Source organism: Salmonella sp. 2020_1459 (assembly GCF_043847915.1).
In the GTDB taxonomy this organism is placed as follows: Bacteria; Pseudomonadota; Gammaproteobacteria; order Enterobacterales; family Enterobacteriaceae; genus Salmonella; species Salmonella enterica.
Map to the genome: position 1 here is coordinate 123,670 of NZ_JBCMFA010000002.1, position 19,295 is coordinate 142,964.

Consider the following 19,295-nt stretch of genomic DNA (forward strand, 5'->3'; position numbering starts at 1 on the left):
ATGGGGAGAAGTCTCAATGGATAAGGGCAGACTTTCGGTAAGAGAGAAAATCGGGTATGGCATGGGCGACGCCGGATGTAACATTATTTTTGGCGCTATCATGCTGTTTGTTAATTATTTTTATACGGATATTTTTGGTCTTGCCCCGGCGTTAGTCGGTGTTTTACTCCTTTCAGTACGCGTTATCGATGCCGTTACCGATCCGGTGATGGGCGCGCTTGCCGATCGTACCCAAAGTAAATATGGTCGTTTCCGCCCCTGGCTACTGTGGATTGCATTTCCCTACGCGCTGTTCAGCGTTCTGATGTTCACGACGCCGGACTGGGGCTATAACAGCAAAGTTGTCTATGCTTTCGTCACCTATTTTCTGCTTTCCGTGACCTACACCGCCATCAATATTCCCTATTGCTCACTGGGCGGCGTGATCACCAACGATCCAAAAGAGCGCGTGGCCTGTCAGGCTTATCGCTTCGTGTTAGTCGGCATCGCGACGCTGTTGCTATCGTTAACGCTATTGCCGATGGTGGACTGGTTTGGCGGCGGCGACAAAGCCAAAGGCTATCAGTTGGCGATGACCGTGCTGGCGATTATCGGCATGGGTATGTTTCTGTTCTGCTTTGCCAGCGTCCGCGAACGCGTCCGCCCTGCCGTTCCGACGCACGATGATATGAAGAATGATTTCAAAGATGTGTGGAAAAACGATCAATGGGTACGCATTCTGCTATTGACCTTATGTAACGTCTGCCCGGGGTTTATCCGTATGGCGGCGACCATGTATTACGTCACCTGGGTGATGGGACAAAGCACCCATTTCGCTACGCTTTTTATTAGTCTTGGCGTGGTCGGTATGATGATCGGCAGTATGCTGGCGAAAGTCTTAACCGATCGCTGGTGTAAATTGAAGGTATTTTTCTGGACCAATATTGCGCTGGCGATTTTCTCCTGCGCGTTCTATTTCTTTGATCCGAAAGCCACCGTGATGATAGTGGCGCTCTACTTCCTGCTCAATATTCTGCATCAGATCCCTTCCCCGCTGCACTGGTCGCTGATGGCGGACGTCGATGATTACGGCGAATGGAAAACCGGCAAACGCATTACCGGTATCAGCTTCTCCGGTAACCTGTTCTTCCTCAAGCTGGGCCTGGCGATTGCCGGGGCGATGGTCGGCTTTTTGCTCTCCTGGTACGGTTATGACGCCAGCGCTAAAGCGCAAAGCGCCTCGGCGATGAACGGTATTATGCTGTTGTTTACCGTTATCCCCGGCGTTGGCTATCTGATTACCGCAGGCGTGGTACGTCTGCTGAAAGTTGACCGTGAACTGATGAAAAAAATCCAGGACGATTTGGAAAAACGTCGCACTAATTACCGCGAATTGAGTGAGTTGCAGGAGCTCAACGCCGCTGAAAGCGTAAGGAAAGCCTGATGGCAAACTGGCCAAACCCGTTTATTGAACAACGTGCCGATCCATTTATTTTACGCGACGGCAGCGATTACTACTTTATTGCCTCCGTACCGGAATATGACAGACTGGAAATCCGCCGGGCTAATTCGCTGGAAGGGTTGCGCGCCGCCGACCCCGTTGTCGTCTGGCGCAAACCGAAAACAGGCCCGATGAGCCAGCTTATCTGGGCACCGGAAATGCACCGCATCAACGGTAAGTGGTACATCTATTTTGCCGCTACCCATACTCAAGCGCTTGATAAGCTGGGAATGTTCCAGCACCGCATGTTTGCCCTGGAGTGCGCCGATGCCGACCCACTCACCGGCAAGTGGACGGAGAAAGGTCAAATTAAAACACCGTTTGATACCTTCGCCCTCGATGCCACCACTTTTTATCATCAGGGAAAGCAGTGGTATCTGTGGGCGCAAAAAGCGCCGGATATTGCCGGTAACTCAAATATTTATCTGGCTGAACTGGAAAATCCGTGGACGATTAAAGGCGAGCCGGTAAGACTCAGTAAGCCAGAGTACGACTGGGAGTGTCGGGGTTTTTGGGTTAACGAAGGTCCGGCCGTCGTGGTGCATGGCGACAAGCTGTTTATTAGCTATTCGGCCAGCGCCACCGATGAAAACTACTGTATGGGATTACTGTGGATTAACGTAAACGACGATCCGCGCGATCCGGCCAACTGGCATAAATCACCGCGCCCGGTCTTTACCACCAGCTATGAAAATCGCCAGTATGGGCCGGGACATAACAGCTTTACGCAAACGCCGGAAGGTGAAGATGTACTGGTGTACCACGCGAGAAATTACACCGAAATTGAAGGCGATCCGTTGTACGATCCCAACCGCCATACGCGTCTGAAACGGGTGCGCTGGGACGAAAACGGGATGCCTGATTTTGGCGTGCCGCCAGCCGATACGATCTAAGCCGTTGCACTGCCCGGTGGCGCTAACGCTTACCGGGCCTACAGATTTTTCCATTGTAGGCAGCATAAGCGTTAGCGCCATCGGCACAACGCTACACTAATGCCCCATAAATGGTGAGCAACGCAATAATCACCACCACCACAAACGAGGCCTTCTTCGCCATCGACACCGCCGCTTTGGGGGTTTCTACTTTGTCAGTATGCGGTTCACGCGCCAGTGAGAACTGCGCCAGACGTGTGAGCACCTGATACTGCGAAGTATGCAGATCCGCCAGCGAGGCAAACCAGGCCGGCAACGCTTTCTCGCCATGCCCCAGTAATGCATACACTACGCCCGCCAGACGTACCGGAATCCAGTCCAGCACATGAAGAATAGCGTCAATGCCGGATTGCAAACGTTGGTGCGGCGTCTGATAGCGCGCCAGCCAGGTCTGCCAGGCCCGTAAAAACGCATAGCCCACCAGCGTTACCGGCCCCCATGGACCGCCAACGATAAACCAAAATAGCGGTGCGAGGTAAAAACGGAAATTTATCCATAACAACGCATTTTGCAGCTCACGCAAAAATTCACGCTCATTACAATCCGGCGGCACGCCGTGAATCAGCGTAAGCTCGCTGGCCATCGCCTCGCAAGGATGCGGATCGTTACGGGATGCCGCTTTCAGCCAGGCGTGATAATGTACTCGCACTTTGCCCGCGCCGATACACAGCACGCCCAGGAGAATCCACACCACCAGTGTCGGCACGTTAAATAGCAGCCCTTTTAACGCCTGGAGCAGTAGAAAAGTCACCACCATCGCGATCGCCGTCATTCCCATCGTGCGCAACATCGAAAAATGCGTAATCCGACGGAATAGCGCCTCCAGCCGATGATCGAGCTGCCAGTGCTCGCCCAGCTTAAACAGGCGCTCGACAATCAGCACCAGTAATGTCGTAAACAGCGTCATGTCATCTCCTTGTGCGACGAGAGGGCTACCAAAGCGCGAAAGCGCGGCCAGTCAAAGGCAGGGCCAGGGTCCGTTTTACGGTCAGGCGCAATGTTGCAGTGTCCGGTCATATTGTCGGCGATCGCCGGATAGCTAGCGATAAGCGTGCGCGTCACGGCGGCTAGCTGCTGATACTGCGCATCGGTATAAGCCAGCGTATCCGTCCCCTCCAGCTCAATACCAATGGAGAAATCATTACAACGTTCCCGCCCCTGATAGTTTGACACGCCCGCATGCCACGCACGCTTATCAAAAGGCACATACTGGACGATTTCACCGTCGCGACGAATCAGACAATGGGCCGAAACACGAAGATGAGCGATTTCTGCAAAAAAAGGATGGGCGTCTGGATCTATCGTTCCGGTGAATAATGCATCGATCCACGGACCGCCAAACTCGCCGGGGGGCAGGCTAATATTATGCACCACCAGCAAGGACGGTTTTTCGTCATCCGGACGGCAATCATAATGCGGAGAAGGGACGCGTCGCGCCTCTACCAACCAACCCTTATCTGGCAACATGCGGAGTCTCCTTTTGAGTGGTGCTTATAGCTGCTTCAGAGTAGCATGTTTCTACCTTATGATTCGTTAGCAATTTGGAGTTTTATCATGCCGCCTCGCCGTTATAACCCAGACGACCGACGTGACGCGCTACTGGAACGCATTAATCTCGATATCCCTGCCGCCGTTGCTCAGGCGCTGCGTGAAGATTTAGGTGGAGAAGTCGATGCTGGCAACGATATCACCGCGCAACTTTTGCCGGCAGATACGCAAGCCCATGCCACGGTGATCACTCGTGAAGACGGCGTTTTCTGCGGCAAGCGCTGGGTTGAAGAGGTCTTCATCCAACTGGCGGGCGATGATGTGCGCCTCACCTGGCATGTCGATGACGGCGACGCCATTCACGCCAACCAAACAGTGTTTGAACTGAACGGCCCGGCTCGCGTATTGCTGACCGGCGAGCGCACGGCGCTAAACTTTGTCCAGACCCTTTCCGGCGTCGCCAGTGAAGTACGCCGCTACGTTGGACTGTTGGCTGGCACCCAAACCCAGTTGCTCGACACGCGTAAAACGCTGCCGGGTCTGCGCACCGCGCTCAAATATGCGGTTTTATGCGGCGGCGGCGCCAATCATCGTCTGGGCCTCACTGACGCGTTCCTGATTAAAGAAAACCATATTATCGCCTCCGGTTCGGTTCGTCAGGCGGTGGAAAAAGCGTTCTGGCTACATCCGGACGTGCCGGTAGAAGTCGAGGTCGAAAATCTGGATGAACTGGACGATGCGCTGAAAGCAGGCGCGGATATTATCATGCTGGATAATTTCAACACCGACCAGATGCGCGAGGCGGTGAAACGCGTCAACGGCCAGGCGCGGCTGGAAGTATCCGGCAACGTCACCGCGGAAACCTTACGCGAATTTGCTGAAACCGGGGTGGATTTCATCTCCGTTGGCGCGCTGACCAAGCACGTGCGCGCGCTCGATCTCTCCATGCGTTTTTGCTGATCCTCTCCACCCGATGGCGCTGCGCCGTCGGGTCTATAAATCACCTGTCCGTAGATCCGCGTCATTATTCGGTAAAATATTCGTAGCGCCTCGCAATAACGTTGCCGTGTCATGTAACGCAGCGAAAATCTTCAGAATCCGCCTTCCCGTTTTACCTTTTGCCGCTCGCCCGCTCTTCCCGCGTTTGCCACAGTAGCGCCAGCTAACTCAAGGAGCGAACAATGGAAAAACAACGCGGTTTCACGCTTATCGAACTGATGGTCGTTATTGGCATCATCGCCATTTTAAGCGCCATTGGCATTCCGGCTTACCAGAACTATCTGCGTAAAGCGGCGCTGACGGATATGTTGCAAACGTTTGTCCCCTACCGTACTGCCGTCGAACTCTGCGCTCTGGAACATGGTGGGACGAGCACATGCGATGCGGGCGTCAACGGTATCCCCTCGCCCGTCATCACCCGTTATGTTTCGGGCATGAGCGTGGAAAAAGGCGTCATCACGCTTACCGGCCAGGAGAGTCTGAGCGGGCTTAGCGTCATCATGACGCCCGCCTGGGACAATGCTAACGGCATTACTGGCTGGACGCGTAACTGCAATATTCAAAGCGACAGCGCGTTACAACAGGCTTGTGAAGATGTCTTCCGTTTTGACGCCAACTAAGGAGACAAGATGAAAGACGCTCAGCTCAACACCTTGTGTCAACGTCATCAGGCTGTACTGATCAATAGCGCCAGCAACAGTATCACTGTTGCGGTGGTCGACGCGCCCTCTCATGCGTTACTGGACGCTCTGCATTTCGCCACGCAAAAACAGATTGATATTGTGTGCTGGACTCGCCAGCAAATGGAAAATCATCGGCATAAGCCGGATCAGGCACCCTCGGCAAACGCCGCGAAAGGCGGAGAAACCGCAGCCCAGCTTCTCAATCAGACATTACGCTCGGCGATGGCGAAACGCGCCTCTGATATCCATCTCGAACCCGGCGCCAGCCGCTACCGAATAAGACTCCGCATCGACGGCGTTCTTCATATTCTGCAGGACATCGCCAAAGAGACGGGGCTTGCGCTGACGGCCAGATTGAAAGTCCTGGGAAATTTGGACATCGCTGAACATCGACTGCCGCAGGACGGGCAATTTACCGTTGACCTGGCGGGCGACAGCATCTCTTTTCGTATCGCCACGCTTCCCTGTAAAGAAGGCGAAAAAGTCGTCTTACGGTTGTTGCATCAGGTTGAACAAACGCTGGATCTGGACACGCTGGGCATGTACGGGGCACAACTTACCGCTTTTAGACAAGCCCTACAGCAACCTCAGGGGCTGGTACTGGTGACTGGCCCCACCGGTAGCGGAAAAACGGTCACGCTATACAGCGCGCTACAAACCCGGAATACGCCGGGTATCAACCTCTGTAGCGTTGAGGATCCGATAGAAATTCCACTGGATGGGATTAACCAGACGCAGATCCATCCCCGCGCCGGGCTCACCTTTCAAAATGTGCTGCGCGCGCTTTTACGCCAGGACCCTGACATCATCATGGTAGGTGAAATTCGTGACGGCGACACCGCAGAAATCGCCATTAAGGCGGCACAAACGGGCCATCTGGTACTTTCAACGCTCCATACGAACTCCACCAGCGAAACCCTGATACGTTTGCAGCAAATGGGCGTAGCACGCTGGATGATCTCATCGGCGCTTACGCTGGTGGTAGCGCAACGCCTGGTAAGGAAGCTTTGCCCGCACTGCAAACAGCGCCTGAGCGATCCCGTAGTGCTATCGCCCAATCTTTGGCCCAGCGCGATACCGCGCTGGCAGGCAAGCGGCTGTCAGCATTGCTACCACGGCTTTTATGGCCGAACCGCGTTATTCGAAGTGTTAACCGTTACCCCGGCATTACGTCAGTTAATTGCGAGCGGCGCATCGGCGCAAGCACTGGAAGCCCACCTCCAACAGACCGGTACAGGGACGCTTTTTGAAAATGGCTGTCGCGCCGTTGAGCAAGGCATGACGTCCTTTGAAGAGATACTGCGCGTTCTGGGAATGCCCCATGAGCGTTAAACAGCTCTGGCGCTGGCAAGGCGTTAACGATAAAGGTCAACTGGAACAAGACGTTGTATGGGTGGACAATCGTCTGGCGCTGATCATCACCCTGCAACATCAGCGCATTATGCCGCTTCGCATCAAGCGCATAGGCGTTAATGCCGCACTGTGGAAAGAAGAGCAAAGCGCTGAAATTATTCATCAGTTGGCCACGCTCATTCATGCCGGGCTGACGCTTTCTGAAGGGCTGGAACTCCTTGCGAAACAGCATCCACACCGACAATGGCAAGCGCTGTTGCGCACGCTGGCTCACGAGCTTGAACAGGGCGTCCCTTTTTCCAGCGCATTAGTCTCCTGGCCGCAGGTATTTCCGCCGCTCTACCAGACGATGATCCGCACCGGAGAACTGACCGGCAAACTGGCCGAATGCTGCTTTGAACTGGCCCGTCAGCAAAAAGCGCAACGGCAGATTACGGTTAGCGTGAAAAAGGCGCTGCGCTATCCCGCCATTATTCTGACAATGGCCGCTCTGGTCGTTTTCGCCATGCTGCACTTTGTTCTGCCGGAATTTGCCGCCATTTACCGTAGCTTCAATACCCCGCTCCCTCTTCTGACGCGCGGTATTATCGCGATAGCGCAATGGGGGGCGGCATGGGGTTGGCTCATCTTGTTCCTGACGATGCTCATTGCTATCGCTCACCGCAGGGTAAAACAAAAGCCGTCCTGGCAAGCGCAGCGGCAGCGTCTTCTGCTACGGCTTCCCGTTATGGGTCGCCTGATAAGAGGCCAGAAACTAGCGCAAATATTCACCGTACTGGCATTGACCCAAAGCGCAGGCATTCCTTTTCTTCAGGGACTGGAAAGCGCTATCGAGAGTCTCGGCTGCCCTTACTGGTCACAGCGTTTAACGCAGGTACATCAGGAGATCGCCGCAGGCAATCCGGTCTGGTTGGCGCTAAAAAATACCCAGGAATTTAGTCCGCTATGCCTGCAACTGGTCAGAACGGGCGAAGCGTCCGGTTCACTCGATATCATGCTGCATAACCTTGCCCGTCACCACAGTGAAACTACGCTGGCGCTGGCCGATAATCTGGCGTCGCTGTTGGAACCGGCGTTATTGATCATCACCGGCTTAATTATCGGTACGCTGGTGGTGGCGATGTATTTGCCGATTTTTCATCTGGGAGACGCGATGAGCGGGATGGGATAAGGCTGGCGCACATTTACGCCAGCCAGAATATTAGAGGCTATTGAAAATGCGGTTTTCTTGTTCCTGCACCCGAATAAAGGTGGTGCGTTTGGTCAACTCTTTCAGGCGAGACGCGCCGACATAAGTGCAGGCTGAGCGTAGACCGCCCAGGATATCGCGGGCGGTATTGCCCACCGGCCCACGCAGCGGCAATTTAACCGTTTTACCTTCTGCCGCGCGGTATTTCGCAACGCCGCCGACATGACGGTTCATCGCAGATTCCGAACTCATGCCGTAGAACAGCATAAATTTCTCGCCGTTCTCTTCTACCACGCTGCCGCCGCTCTCTTCGTGCCCCGCCAGCATGCCGCCCAACATAACGAAATCCGCGCCGCCGCCGAAGGCTTTTGCTACGTCGCCAGGCATGGTGCAGCCGCCATCGCTGACGATCATGCCGCCCAGGCCATGCGCCGCGTCAGCACATTCGATAACCGCCGACAGTTGCGGATAACCAACGCCAGTTTTTACACGCGTCGTGCATACGGAGCCGGGACCAATTCCCACTTTCACGATATCGGCGCCGGAGAGGATAAGCTCTTCGCACATCTCGCCCGTTACCACATTGCCTGCGCAGATTGTTTTTGTCGGCCATGCTTCACGTGCTTTCGCGACGAACTGCACAAAATGTTCTGAATAGCCATTGGCTACATCAATACAGACAAAGTTCAGCGCAGGATTCAGCGCCAGAATCTGCACGGTTTTTTCGAAATCAGCATCAGAGGTCCCGGTGGAAACCATCACATGCTTCAGAACATCAGCCGAAGCCTTGTTGATAAAGGCTGCCCATTCTTCAACGGTATAATGTTTATGTACAGCAGTCAGAATATCAAACCCGGCCAATGCTTGCGCCATTTCAAACGTCCCGACGGTATCCATATTGGCCGCAATAATCGGTACGCCAGACCAGGTCTGACCTGAGTGTTTAAAGGTGAATTGACGTTCCAGTTCGACATCGGAACGGCTTTTGAGGGTAGAACGTTTAGGACGGATAAGAACGTCTTTGAAACCTAACTTCAGATCTTCTTCAATACGCATGTGCGGATTCCTGGGGTTAATGGCGAAAAATCGAAACTCACAACTCCAGTGACGCTATCATACGCACTAATCATGGCCGTACAAGACTGCGAAATTCTCTTTTTTTACGTTACAATCCCATAAATTTACCTGGCGAATAGTAGGTTAATGCTCAGAGCGCATCGTCTTTGTATGTTTAAAATTTAACCTTTTGATTGTCAAACTAAAATTCCGGAAGCTGGAGATATGAGGTATACCGTAGCCTTAACCGGCGGTATTGGCAGCGGTAAAAGTACCGTCGCTGATGCCTTCGCTGACCTCGGAATAACCGTCATCGACGCGGATATTATCGCGCGCCAGATGGTTGAGCCAGGGCAGCCCGCCCTGAACGCAATAGCGGAACATTTTGGTTCTGAACTTATCGCCGCCGACGGCACGTTACGTCGCCGGGCGCTGCGTGAGCGTATTTTTTCGCATCCGGAAGAAAAAGCCTGGCTTAACGCTCTGCTTCATCCCTTAATTCAGCAGGAAACCCAACGACAGTTTCAACAGGCTACGTCGCCCTATGTGTTATGGGTTGTGCCTCTGCTGGTTGAAAACAGGCTGTATCAAAAAGCCAACCGCGTACTGGTGGTTGACGTGACGCCCGAAACGCAGCTCATACGCACAATGCAGCGTGATGATGTTACGCGCGAGCATGTTGAACACATTCTCGCTGCGCAGGCGACGCGTGAAGCGCGCCTTGCCGTGGCGGACGATGTTATTGATAATAACGGCGCACCGGATGCTATCGCATCAGATGTGGCCCGCCTGCACGCCAGTTATCTTAAGCTCGCGTCGCAGTTTGTCTCACAGGAAAAACCGTAATGCACACCCAGGTCCTATTTGAACACCCTCTCAATGAGAAGATGCGTACGTGGCTGCGCATAGAGTTTTTGATCCAACAGCTTTCCATCAACCTGCCAATTGCAGACCATGCTGGCGCACTGCATTTTTTCCGTAACATCAGCGATCTACTGGATGTGTTCGAACGGGGCGAAGTCCGTACCGAACTGCTGAAAGAACTGGAGCGCCAGCAGCGTAAATTACAGGCCTGGGTTGAGGTTCCCGGCGTCGATCAAGACCGTATTGAAGCCCTGCGCCAGCAGTTAAAATCCGCGGGCAGCGTGCTGATCTCCGCCCCGAGGATTGGCCAGCAGCTACGCGAAGATCGCTTGATTGCCCTTGTGCGTCAACGCTTAAGTATTCCTGGCGGCTGTTGCAGTTTCGATTTACCCACTCTGCATATCTGGTTGCACCTACAACAGGCGCAGCGCGACGCCCAGATTGAAACCTGGCTTGCCAGCCTGAATCCCCTCACCCAGGCACTGACTTTGGTGCTTGATCTGATCCGTAATTCAGCACCTTTCCGTAAGCAAACCAGCCTGAACGGTTTTTATCAGGATAACGGGGACGACGCCGATTTGCTGCGTCTTATGCTGACGCTCGATTCACAACTTTATCCGCAAATTTCCGGCCATAAGAGCCGTTTTGCCATTCGCTTTATGCCGCTGGATAGTGAAAATGGTCTGGTGCCGGAGCGTCTTGATTTTGAACTGGCCTGTTGCTAAGGAGTAAAAATGTCTGACGTGACCGTCGTAAACTGTCCGACCTGCGGTAAACCGGTCGTCTGGGGGGAAATTAGCCCCTTCCGCCCATTTTGTTCTAAACGCTGTCAGCTAATTGATTTGGGCGAATGGGCCGCCGAAGAGAAACGAATCGCCAGCAGCGGCGACCAGTCTGATAGCGACGACTGGAGCGAAGAGCGCTAACAGTGATGGCTCTGTTGAGACGGCAATATCGCCTTATGACAAAAATAATCAATAAATACGCGTAGTTTTGGTGCCATATGCGCGCGGCCGGGATAATACAAATAAAACCGGTCCGCCGCAGGCAGCCACTCGTCAAGTACGGAACACAACCGCCCATCCTGTAAGTCTTCGTGGACATCCTGTTCAAAAACATAGGTTAGCCCTGCCCCATCACGCGCGGCGGAGAGACGCAACGCTTTATCATTCACCATTAACGCGGCTTCCGGCGTAATTTCCAGCCGTTGCGCTCCGTGAACAAACTCCCACCGATATAGCCCGCTCTCACGCGTAAAACGATGGCAAAGGCAGCGGTGATTGATGAGTTCCTGAGGGTGCAGCGGCGTGCCAAAACGCGCAAGGTATGCAGGGGATGCTACGATCGCCGGGCGTAAAACATCACCGAGCGGAACGACATTCATATCAAGTTGTACCGCATCGCCAAAGCGAATACCGGCATCAAAGCGTTCGTTAATTAAATCCACAAAACCGTCATTCACATCGATATCCAGCCGAATATCGGGATAATCGCGCATGAAACCGGCGAGATTAGGTTGTAACAAAAGCGTAGCCGCCGTGCGCGGTACGGTCAGGCGTAATGTCCCTCCGGGTATATCGCGGCTCTGGCGGGCATGTTCCATCGCCTCATCAATATGGTTTAATGCGGGCCTGATACTGGCAAGAAAGGCATGTCCTGCTTCTGTCAAACCGACACGCCGGGTGGTTCGGTTCAACAATTTCACGCCAAGTTCATCCTCCAGTTGGCGCATATTCTGACTTAACGCCGACGTGGAAATATGTAACTGCGCCGCTGCCCGCGTGAAGCTATGGTTTTCAGCAATCATGCAAAAAGCATGCAATACGGACATCACATCATGACGCATTATTAAGCCAGCCTTCATAAACCATGCTTATTCCCCCTATTTTTCATCTTATACGCCAGGTATAGACTGCCTGCCATGCTCAAAATATCCTCATGGAGGCAGTATGCAATATCGTACATTAGGCGCAAACGGACCGCGAGTGTCAGCCATCGGACTGGGATGTATGGGCATGAGCGCATTTTACGGCGCTCATGACGACAGCACCTCAATTAAGACGCTACATTATGCGTTAGATCAGGGGGTAACACTGCTCGATACCGCAGATATGTATGGCCCTTATACCAATGAAAGGTTAGTCGGAAGAGCCATCGCCGATCGTCGCGATCGGGTATTTTTAGCGACGAAATTTGGTATCGTTCTCGACCCTGCTAACCCTATGGCGCGTGGCGTCAATGGCAGACCAGAGTACGTTCGCCGTAGTTGTGAGCAAAGTCTGCAACGCCTGGGGGTCGATCATATCGATCTGTACTACCAACATCGCGTTGATCCATCAGTCCCCATAGAAGAGACTGTCGGTGCAATGGCGGACCTGGTGCGCGAGGGAAAAGTGCGTTATCTCGGGCTATCCGAAGCATCAACGCAAACGCTGGAACGCGCCCATAACGTTCACCCTATTACCGCGCTGCAAAGTGAGTATTCGCTTTGGTCCCGCGAAGCGGAAATTTCAGCACTTTCCACCTGTGAACGGTTGGGTATAGGATTCGTCGCTTACAGCCCGCTGGGACGCGGATTTCTGACCGGTACGATTAAAACGCCAGAAGATTTTGCTGCGAATGACTTCCGTCGCACAAATCCCAGGTTCATGGGTGAGAACTTCTCGCGCAATTTACGTCTGGCTGAAGCAATAAAACAAATGGCACGCGAAAAAGAGTGTACCCCCGCACAATTAGCGCTGGCCTGGCTGCTGGCCCGCAACAGGCACATCGTTCCCATTCCCGGCACCCGCCACTGCGCCAGGGTGGATGAAAACCTCGGCGCGTTATCACTGACCCTAAGCCCGCAGGAGCTGGCGGCAATTGAGGCGGTTTTTCCTCACGACGCCGCGGCCGGCCCCCGCTACTGGCCGGAAATTATGTCGACATTAAATCGCTAATAAGATCGATGGGGATCGTGTTGCGATCCCCCACTAAGGCGAAAATTGGCGTAATTTACGAATAATCGGTTCATTGGCCGGCGGAAAATCTTCCGTATTCAACGCGTTCTGCGCGATCCACCGTCCCGGCTGTCCTTCTTTCCCCCACGGTTCGCCCTCCCAGCGTTCAACCAGCCAAAACCACAGCGTAATGTGTCTATCCGGGAATTGATATTCCAGAGTGTCGAATAATGTCACCTGTGTTGGCGTAATCCCCACCTCTTCCTGTAACTCCCGGATCAACGCCTGCTCTGGTGTTTCGTCGGCTTCAATTTTTCCGCCGGGAAATTCCAGCTTGTTCGCCATATGCGCATCAGCGGCGCGTCGGGTAATAAAAATTTCGTCGTTCGGGTTGCGGATAATCCCAACCGCGATTTGCAGTTTTTTCATCTTGTTGCATCCATAAAAAAGGCGCAGTCGCCTGCGCCTTTTTATCTGTGTTCAATGCCAGGCCGAATAAGCGTAGCGCCCTTCGGCAATAATGCCAGTACTGACCTGATGGCAACACATTATGTCTTATCAGGCCGGTAAGTTTATCGCATTAGCTCAGGCGACCGTGACACTGTTTGTATTTCTTACCAGAACCGCAAGGGCAAGGATCGTTACGTCCAATCTTACGTTCGCCGGTTTGGGCGGCCAGATCGGCAGCCACGGCGGCATCGTCATCCTGATGGCTTAGCTGCTGCATCTGCGCCAGGCGCTCCGCCTCTTCGCGACGCTGCATTTCCATCGCTTCGACCTCTTCCGGCATACGTACCTGGACTTTGCTCAGGGTACTGATTACTTCATATTTCAGCGATTCCAGCATCGCGGCGAACATAGCGAAGGATTCGCGCTTGTATTCCTGCTTCGGATCTTTTTGCGCATAGCCACGCAGATGAATACCCTGACGCAGGTAATCCATCGCCGCCAGATGCTCTTTCCACAGGGAATCAAGCGTTTGCAGCATCACGCCTTTTTCGAAATGACGCATCATTTCAGCGCCAACCACCTCTTCTTTACGCTGATACACCTCGATGGATTGCGCCAGGATGCGCTCACGCAGCGTCTCCTCATGCAGCTCTGGCTCTTTATCCAGCCATTCGGCAATCGGCATCTCCAGGTCGAAGTCGTTTTTCAGGCGTTCCTGCAAACCCGGGATATCCCACATCTCTTCCAGCGACTGCGGCGGAATGTAGGCGTCGATAGTCGCCTTAAAGACATCTTCGCGAATGCTGTTAATGGTGTCGCTCACGTCAGACACATCCAGCAGTTCGTTACGCTGGGTATAAATTGCACGACGCTGATCGTTCGCCACATCATCATATTCCAGCAGTTGCTTACGAATATCGAAGTTACGGCTTTCTACTTTACGCTGCGCGTTAGCGATAGCTTTCGTCACCCATGGGTGCTCAATCGCTTCGCCCGGCTTCATCCCCAGTTTACGCATCATACCGGAGACACGATCGGAGGCGAAAATACGCATCAGCGCATCTTCCATCGACAGGTAGAAACGGGAAGAACCCGGATCGCCCTGGCGACCGGAACGGCCACGAAGCTGGTTGTCGATACGGCGGGATTCATGGCGCTCGGTGCCAATGATATGCAGACCGCCGGCAGCCAGAACCGCGTCATGGCGTACCTGCCAGTCCGCTTTAATCTGCGCAATCTGTTCTTCCGTCGGCGCTTCCAGCGCGGCGACTTCCGCCTGCCAGCTACCGCCCAGCATAATATCGGTACCACGACCCGCCATGTTGGTAGCGATAGTGACCGCCGCTGGATAACCAGCCTGCGCAACGATGCCTGCTTCGTTGGCGTGGAATTTTGCGTTCAGTACGTTATGTTTGATGCCCGCTTTGGTCAGCTCTCTGGAGACCACTTCAGATTTCTCGATAGAAATCGTCCCGACCAGCACTGGCTGACCGTTCGCGGTACGCTCTTTAATATCTTCGATAATGGCCTGGATTTTTTCCGCCTCGGTCATGTAGACCAGATCCGGCAAATCTTTACGGATCATCGGACGGTTGGTCGGAACAACGACGGTGTCCAGCTTATAGATAGAGCTAAATTCGAAGGCTTCAGTATCCGCCGTACCGGTCATACCGGCCAGCTTTTCATACAGACGGAAGTAGTTCTGGAAGGTAATAGACGCCAGCGTCTGGTTTTCATTCTGAATTTCAACGCCTTCTTTTGCTTCTACCGCCTGGTGCAGACCGTCAGACCAGCGACGCCCCTGCATGGTACGACCGGTATGTTCATCAACAATGATGACTTCGCCGTCTTTCACAATGTAATCCACGTCACGGGTAAACAGCGCGTGCGCGCGCAGCGCGGCGGTGACGTGATGCATCAGCATAATATTGCCAGGCGAGTAGAGCGACTCGCCCTCATCCATAATGCCTTCTTGCACCAGTAGCTCTTCAATCAGCACCAGACCGCGTTCGGTCAGGTTAACCTGGCGCGCTTTCTCATCAACGGAGAAGTGGCCTTCGCCCTGGAAAGTGTCAGAATCTTCTTTCTCCTGACGAATCAGGTGCGGAATGATTTTGTTCACTTTTTTGTACATTTCCGAGCTATCTTCCGCCGGGCCGGAAATAATCAGCGGCGTACGCGCTTCATCGATCAGGATGGAGTCGACTTCATCCACCAGCGCATAATGCAGTTTACGCTGCACGCGCTCTTCCGGGCTGAACGCCATGTTGTCGCGCAGGTAGTCAAAACCGTATTCGTTGTTAGTGCCGTAAGTGATGTCGGCAGCGTAAGCTTCACGTTTGGCGGGCGCAGGCATACCTGGCAGGTTGATACCAACGGACATACCGAGGAATTCGAATAGCGGACGGTTGTTTTCGGCGTCACGCTGCGCCAGATAGTCGTTCACGGTTACCACATGAACGCCTTTGCCGGACAGCGCGTTCAGGTAGGCTGGCAGCGTTGCGGTCAGCGTTTTACCTTCACCAGTACGCATTTCGGCGATACAGCGATCGTTGAGCACCATACCACCCAATAGCTGAACGTCGAAGTGACGCATCCCAAAGACGCGTTTACTGGCTTCACGCACCACCGCGAATGCTTCCGGAATCAGGCTCTCTACGCTTTCGCCTTTTTCAATACGGGCGCGAAATTCGTTGGTTTTCGCTTTCAGTTCGTCATCGGAGAGTTTTTCCATCTCCGGTTCCATCGCATTAATAAGGCTGACGGCCTTACGCATACGACGCAGCGTACGATCGTTACGGCTACCGAATACTTTGGTTAATAATTTGATTAGCATAATAAAGTCTCAAATGCCCCGCGCCGCGGAGCTACAAATAAAGTAAAAGGGTCTTTTTTCGTTAGCTGAGACGTTGCGGACCGGCGCGGATACCCTGCGCCTGACTTATCCAGGCCGGGATGCTAAATGCGGTTTGTGGCGCAAAATACGCCAGGGAGAGGCGACGAACAATCGCCGGCGGCGTGCCCTCCTGCGTGAGCATCGCGCTGAGCGTATTCAGTAAGGCGATATGATGCGCCTGTAATGGCGACGGCGCGTCGGCAACGGGCAGCGTTTGCGGCGCCATTGCAAAAGAAAGGTGGCGAATCACCGTGCGAATAGCGTGCTGATGCCAGTAATCTACGGTGAAATTGGGACGACGGTTAGAGGCTTCTAACAGCGCAAGATGGCTAAAGTTAACTTTAGACGCGGTGCTGGCGGTCGTCTTTGCAGGCGTATTGGTTTCAGCGGCGTTACTGAGCGCGGGCAAACCAAAACTCGCCGCGACCATCCCTAATAAGAGATGCGGCCAGAAGTATCGTCTGCCTAACTGTCGCCAGCGCGTCAGTATTCCACTCACGTCATTGCCACCTGATATGCCCCTCATGGGCTTACGGAATCAAAACAATTTGCGCACAAATCTTATCATTAAAGCGTACGCGCTACAGCAGTAATGACGAGAAGCTAAGGTGAAAATCGGCTAAGAAAACAGCGAACGCGCCGTGTTTCCATTTAACCCTGTCAAAATGGCTGTATTAAGGAAAGCGCAGATAAAGGATAGTAAAAAAAAACGACTGGCTCGCCTGGCCGGAGAGAGTGCCAGGTTAACCAGTCGAATTTTATACGACAGCGTATGTCGTTATGCCAGTACCGTCGAAGGCGCTTTGAAAGCCAACGGCAGTTCTGCGTCGTCCTGGAAGGTCACAAATTCCCAGGCTTCCTGTTTTGCCAGGACTGCCTGTAACAATTTGTTATTCAATGCGTGACCGGATTTATACGCGGTAAACGCACCTATAATATTGTGACCACACATGAACAAGTCACCGATCGCGTCGAGCATTTTGTGACGAACGAATTCATCTTCAAAACGCAGGCCGTCTTCGTTCAATACGCGATAATCGTCAACAACGATGGCACAATCGAAGCTGCCGCCCAGGCACAGGCCGCGGGACTGCAGATATTCGATATCACGCATAAAACCGAAGGTACGCGCACGGCTGATCTGGCGCATGAACGCATCCGCAGAGAAGTTCATCGCGTAGCGCTGGCTGCTGGAATCGATCGCCGGATGGTTAAAGTCGATGGTGAAATCCAACGTAAAACCATTGTACGGTCTGAATTCAGCCCATTTATCGCCATCTTCAACCCGAACAGTCTCTTTGATGCGTACGAATTTTTTGGCGCAGTTCAGTTCATCAATACCGGCATCAAGCAGCAGGTAGACAAACGGAGCGGCACTGCCATCCATGATCGGGATTTCCGGGGCATTAACCTCAATAACGATGTTATCGATACCTAAGCCCGCCAGAGCAGCGTTCAGGTGCTCAACGGTTGAAATCCGTACATCATGCTCATTCACCAGACACGTACAGAGCATGGTATCACGCACAGATTTGGCATCGGCCGGGAAATCTACCGGTGGATTCAAGTCGGTGCGACGATAGATGACCCCGGTATTGGCCGGCGCAGGGCGTAATGTCAGGGTGACTTTTTTGCCGGTGTGTAAACCGACGCCAGTCGCCTGAACGATACGTTTAAGTGTCCTTTGTTTGATCATCGTATAATCTCGCCAAATTACCTATCCAACCGAAGTGTACTATACATTCGGCGGGCCAGTTTAGCACAAAGAGCCCAGAATCCCAAATTCCAGCTAATTCTTAATCAGCTTGCTTACGCAGGAATGCGGGGATATCCAGATAATCCGGCTCTTTCGCCGCCTGTGGTGTATTGTCGTTAACCACTTTCGCGACCGTTTTTTGCTCCTGCGTCAGCGGCGCCATACCGTGCTGCTGATAACGATCCAACACCGGCTGCTGCACCTGTTTATTGGTGACCAGAGTGATTTCAGGACGCTTGTCCATACCAATTCCAGTGGCAACAACGGTCACGCGCAGTTCGTCGTTCATATCCGGGTCCAGAGAGGTACCGATAACCACGGTGGCGTTATCCGATGCAAAGGCACGGATGGTGTTACCGACGGTTTCGAACTCATCCAGACGCAGGTCGAAGCCCGCAGTAATGTTGACCAACACGCCGCGCGCGCCGGACAGGTCGATATCTTCCAGCAGCGGAGAAGAAATAGCCATTTCAGCCGCTTCTTCCGCACGGTCTTCACCGCTCGCCACGCCGGAGCCCATCATTGCGTAGCCCATTTCAGACATCACGGTACGCACGTCAGCAAAGTCGACGTTCATCAGACCCGGGCGGGTGATCAGCTCTGCGATGCCCTGAACCGCGCCTTTCAGCACGTCGTTAGCCGCGCCGAACGCGTCGAGCAGGGAGATACCACGGCCCAGCACTTTCAGCAGCTTGTCGTTCGGGATGGTGATCAACGAGTCCACATGCTTGGACAGCTCAGTGATACCCTGCTCCGCAAATGCCATGCGCTTTTTACCTTCAAAATTGAAAGGTTTAGTCACCACGGCAACGGTCAGAATACCTAAATCTTTTGCCACTTCAGCAACCACTGGCGCCGCGCCGGTTCCGGTACCGCCGCCCATGCCTGCCGCGATAAATACCATGTCTGCGCCTTCAAGCGCCGCACGCAGCGCTTCACGGTCTTCGTCCGCCGCGTTACGACCGACTTCCGGGTTAGCGCCGGCGCCCAGACCTTTGGTAATGCCGCTACCAATTTGAATGGTCTGGCCAACCGCCGTTTTACGCAACGCCTGAGCGTCGGTATTCACCGCGAAGAATTCAACACCTTCGATGCGCTCGCGCACCATGTGTTCAACAGCGTTACCGCCGCCACCACCGACGCCGATGACTTTAATCACCGCGTCGTTGGTTAGTTCCATAGGTTCAAACATAATCTCTCTCCGTCATGT

Annotated in this window: 19 protein-coding genes; 10 read left to right on the plus strand and 9 right to left on the minus strand. The window is 53.5% G+C overall.

Annotation, left to right across the window (positions count from 1 at the left end):
* Positions 1-16: 16 nt before the first annotated feature.
* A complete protein-coding gene (locus ACH0VJ_RS05555) occupies positions 17-1,423 on the plus strand; it encodes a glycoside-pentoside-hexuronide (GPH):cation symporter (RefSeq protein WP_000357540.1) in 1,407 nt (468 codons plus the stop codon).
* The gene (locus ACH0VJ_RS05560; protein ID WP_000024788.1) at positions 1,423-2,373 is read left to right on the plus strand and encodes a family 43 glycosylhydrolase; all 951 of its coding nucleotides are present in this window, start codon (positions 1,423-1,425) and stop codon (positions 2,371-2,373) included. The genes ACH0VJ_RS05555 and ACH0VJ_RS05560 overlap by 1 nt, the downstream gene beginning before the upstream one ends.
* Before the next feature lie 91 nt (positions 2,374-2,464).
* On the opposite strand, the gene ampE is transcribed toward ACH0VJ_RS05560, so the two are convergent.
* Both ampE and ampD read right to left on the minus strand, forming a co-directional pair.
* Entirely contained in the window at positions 2,465-3,319 is an 855-nt protein-coding gene (gene ampE / locus ACH0VJ_RS05565; RefSeq protein ID WP_000172039.1) for a beta-lactamase regulator AmpE, read from the minus strand.
* Complete coding sequence (ampD, locus tag ACH0VJ_RS05570) at positions 3,316-3,879, minus strand: 1,6-anhydro-N-acetylmuramyl-L-alanine amidase AmpD (RefSeq protein ID WP_000936329.1); 564 nt, start codon at positions 3,877-3,879, stop codon at positions 3,316-3,318. The genes ampE and ampD overlap by 4 nt, the downstream gene beginning before the upstream one ends.
* An 87-nt stretch (positions 3,880-3,966) precedes the next feature.
* On the opposite strand from ampD, the gene nadC reads away from it, so the two are divergent.
* The 4 genes from nadC to hofC all read left to right on the plus strand — a co-directional run bounded on the left by nadC (position 3,967) and on the right by hofC (position 8,106).
* The gene (gene nadC, locus ACH0VJ_RS05575) at positions 3,967-4,860 is read left to right on the plus strand and encodes a carboxylating nicotinate-nucleotide diphosphorylase (RefSeq protein WP_001135135.1); all 894 of its coding nucleotides are present in this window, start codon (positions 3,967-3,969) and stop codon (positions 4,858-4,860) included.
* Positions 4,861-5,081: 221 nt separating this feature from the next.
* Positions 5,082-5,519, plus strand: a complete 438-nt coding sequence (gene ppdD, locus ACH0VJ_RS05580) for a prepilin peptidase-dependent pilin (RefSeq protein WP_000414989.1) — start codon at positions 5,082-5,084, stop codon at positions 5,517-5,519.
* 9 nt (positions 5,520-5,528) lie between these two features.
* The gene (gene gspE, locus ACH0VJ_RS05585; RefSeq protein ID WP_000650592.1) at positions 5,529-6,914 is read left to right on the plus strand and encodes a type II secretion system protein GspE; all 1,386 of its coding nucleotides are present in this window, start codon (positions 5,529-5,531) and stop codon (positions 6,912-6,914) included.
* Entirely contained in the window at positions 6,904-8,106 is a 1,203-nt protein-coding gene (gene hofC / locus ACH0VJ_RS05590) for a protein transport protein HofC (protein ID WP_000114099.1), read from the plus strand. The genes gspE and hofC overlap by 11 nt, the downstream gene beginning before the upstream one ends.
* A gap of 30 nt (positions 8,107-8,136) precedes the next feature.
* On the opposite strand, the gene ACH0VJ_RS05595 is transcribed toward hofC, so the two are convergent.
* The gene (locus ACH0VJ_RS05595; protein ID WP_001217361.1) at positions 8,137-9,180 is read right to left on the minus strand and encodes a GMP reductase; all 1,044 of its coding nucleotides are present in this window, start codon (positions 9,178-9,180) and stop codon (positions 8,137-8,139) included.
* A gap of 225 nt (positions 9,181-9,405) precedes the next feature.
* Here ACH0VJ_RS05595 and coaE point away from each other — a divergent pair, with 225 nt between their 5' ends.
* From coaE to yacG, 3 genes are read left to right on the plus strand one after another with little or no spacing between them, the layout of a single operon-like run.
* The gene (gene coaE, locus ACH0VJ_RS05600; RefSeq protein WP_001270913.1) at positions 9,406-10,026 is read left to right on the plus strand and encodes a dephospho-CoA kinase; all 621 of its coding nucleotides are present in this window, start codon (positions 9,406-9,408) and stop codon (positions 10,024-10,026) included.
* Positions 10,026-10,769: a cell division protein ZapD gene (gene zapD / locus ACH0VJ_RS05605; protein ID WP_000557443.1), complete on the plus strand. Its 744-nt coding sequence runs from the start codon at positions 10,026-10,028 to the stop codon at positions 10,767-10,769. The genes coaE and zapD overlap by 1 nt, the downstream gene beginning before the upstream one ends.
* A 9-nt stretch (positions 10,770-10,778) precedes the next feature.
* Positions 10,779-10,970 carry a DNA gyrase inhibitor YacG gene (yacG, locus tag ACH0VJ_RS05610; RefSeq protein WP_001286419.1) on the plus strand — a complete coding sequence of 64 codons (192 nt, stop codon included), beginning with the start codon at positions 10,779-10,781 and terminating at the stop codon, positions 10,968-10,970.
* On the opposite strand, the gene ACH0VJ_RS05615 is transcribed toward yacG, so the two are convergent.
* Positions 10,967-11,908 carry a LysR family transcriptional regulator gene (locus tag ACH0VJ_RS05615; RefSeq protein ID WP_023196622.1) on the minus strand — a complete coding sequence of 314 codons (942 nt, stop codon included), beginning with the start codon at positions 11,906-11,908 and terminating at the stop codon, positions 10,967-10,969. The genes yacG and ACH0VJ_RS05615 overlap by 4 nt on opposite strands.
* An 85-nt stretch (positions 11,909-11,993) precedes the next feature.
* Here ACH0VJ_RS05615 and ACH0VJ_RS05620 point away from each other — a divergent pair, with 85 nt between their 5' ends.
* Complete coding sequence (locus ACH0VJ_RS05620; RefSeq protein ID WP_001200034.1) at positions 11,994-12,983, plus strand: aldo/keto reductase; 990 nt, start codon at positions 11,994-11,996, stop codon at positions 12,981-12,983.
* Between the two features lie 33 nt (positions 12,984-13,016).
* Here the strand turns inward: ACH0VJ_RS05620 and mutT are convergent, their stop codons facing one another.
* From mutT to ftsZ, 5 genes are all read right to left on the minus strand, one after another.
* Positions 13,017-13,412 carry an 8-oxo-dGTP diphosphatase MutT gene (mutT, locus tag ACH0VJ_RS05625; RefSeq protein WP_000736060.1) on the minus strand — a complete coding sequence of 132 codons (396 nt, stop codon included), beginning with the start codon at positions 13,410-13,412 and terminating at the stop codon, positions 13,017-13,019.
* A gap of 151 nt (positions 13,413-13,563) precedes the next feature.
* Complete coding sequence (secA, locus tag ACH0VJ_RS05630; protein ID WP_000905756.1) at positions 13,564-16,269, minus strand: preprotein translocase subunit SecA; 2,706 nt, start codon at positions 16,267-16,269, stop codon at positions 13,564-13,566.
* A 61-nt stretch (positions 16,270-16,330) separates the two neighbouring features.
* Positions 16,331-16,828, minus strand: a complete 498-nt coding sequence (gene secM, locus ACH0VJ_RS05635; RefSeq protein WP_000014332.1) for a secA translation cis-regulator SecM — start codon at positions 16,826-16,828, stop codon at positions 16,331-16,333.
* A gap of 279 nt (positions 16,829-17,107) precedes the next feature.
* A complete protein-coding gene (lpxC, locus tag ACH0VJ_RS05640) occupies positions 17,108-18,025 on the minus strand; it encodes a UDP-3-O-acyl-N-acetylglucosamine deacetylase (protein ID WP_000595487.1) in 918 nt (305 codons plus the stop codon).
* Positions 18,026-18,125: 100 nt separating this feature from the next.
* A complete protein-coding gene (gene ftsZ, locus ACH0VJ_RS05645; RefSeq protein WP_000462785.1) occupies positions 18,126-19,277 on the minus strand; it encodes a cell division protein FtsZ in 1,152 nt (383 codons plus the stop codon).
* Positions 19,278-19,295: the final 18 nt, after the last annotated feature.

Excerpts from the sequence above, each read along its gene's own strand:
- ftsZ (WP_000462785.1), bottom strand. The coding sequence starts at position 19,277 with ATGTTTGAACCTATGGAACTAACCAACGACGCGGTGATTAAAGTCATC.
- ppdD (WP_000414989.1), top strand. The coding sequence starts at position 5,082 with ATGGAAAAACAACGCGGTTTCACGCTTATCGAACTGATGGTCGTTATT.
- nadC (WP_001135135.1), top strand. The coding sequence starts at position 3,967 with ATGCCGCCTCGCCGTTATAACCCAGACGACCGACGTGACGCGCTACTG.
- coaE (WP_001270913.1), top strand. The coding sequence starts at position 9,406 with ATGAGGTATACCGTAGCCTTAACCGGCGGTATTGGCAGCGGTAAAAGT.
- ACH0VJ_RS05620 (WP_001200034.1), top strand. The coding sequence starts at position 11,994 with ATGCAATATCGTACATTAGGCGCAAACGGACCGCGAGTGTCAGCCATC.
- mutT (WP_000736060.1), bottom strand. The coding sequence starts at position 13,412 with ATGAAAAAACTGCAAATCGCGGTTGGGATTATCCGCAACCCGAACGAC.
- gspE (WP_000650592.1), top strand. The coding sequence starts at position 5,529 with ATGAAAGACGCTCAGCTCAACACCTTGTGTCAACGTCATCAGGCTGTA.
- yacG (WP_001286419.1), top strand. The coding sequence starts at position 10,779 with ATGTCTGACGTGACCGTCGTAAACTGTCCGACCTGCGGTAAACCGGTC.
- lpxC (WP_000595487.1), bottom strand. The coding sequence starts at position 18,025 with ATGATCAAACAAAGGACACTTAAACGTATCGTTCAGGCGACTGGCGTC.
- secA (WP_000905756.1), bottom strand. The coding sequence starts at position 16,269 with ATGCTAATCAAATTATTAACCAAAGTATTCGGTAGCCGTAACGATCGT.
- ampE (WP_000172039.1), bottom strand. The coding sequence starts at position 3,319 with ATGACGCTGTTTACGACATTACTGGTGCTGATTGTCGAGCGCCTGTTT.
- ACH0VJ_RS05555 (WP_000357540.1), top strand. The coding sequence starts at position 17 with ATGGATAAGGGCAGACTTTCGGTAAGAGAGAAAATCGGGTATGGCATG.
- ACH0VJ_RS05560 (WP_000024788.1), top strand. The coding sequence starts at position 1,423 with ATGGCAAACTGGCCAAACCCGTTTATTGAACAACGTGCCGATCCATTT.
- zapD (WP_000557443.1), top strand. The coding sequence starts at position 10,026 with ATGCACACCCAGGTCCTATTTGAACACCCTCTCAATGAGAAGATGCGT.
- ampD (WP_000936329.1), bottom strand. The coding sequence starts at position 3,879 with ATGTTGCCAGATAAGGGTTGGTTGGTAGAGGCGCGACGCGTCCCTTCT.
- hofC (WP_000114099.1), top strand. The coding sequence starts at position 6,904 with ATGAGCGTTAAACAGCTCTGGCGCTGGCAAGGCGTTAACGATAAAGGT.
- ACH0VJ_RS05595 (WP_001217361.1), bottom strand. The coding sequence starts at position 9,180 with ATGCGTATTGAAGAAGATCTGAAGTTAGGTTTCAAAGACGTTCTTATC.
- ACH0VJ_RS05615 (WP_023196622.1), bottom strand. The coding sequence starts at position 11,908 with ATGAAGGCTGGCTTAATAATGCGTCATGATGTGATGTCCGTATTGCAT.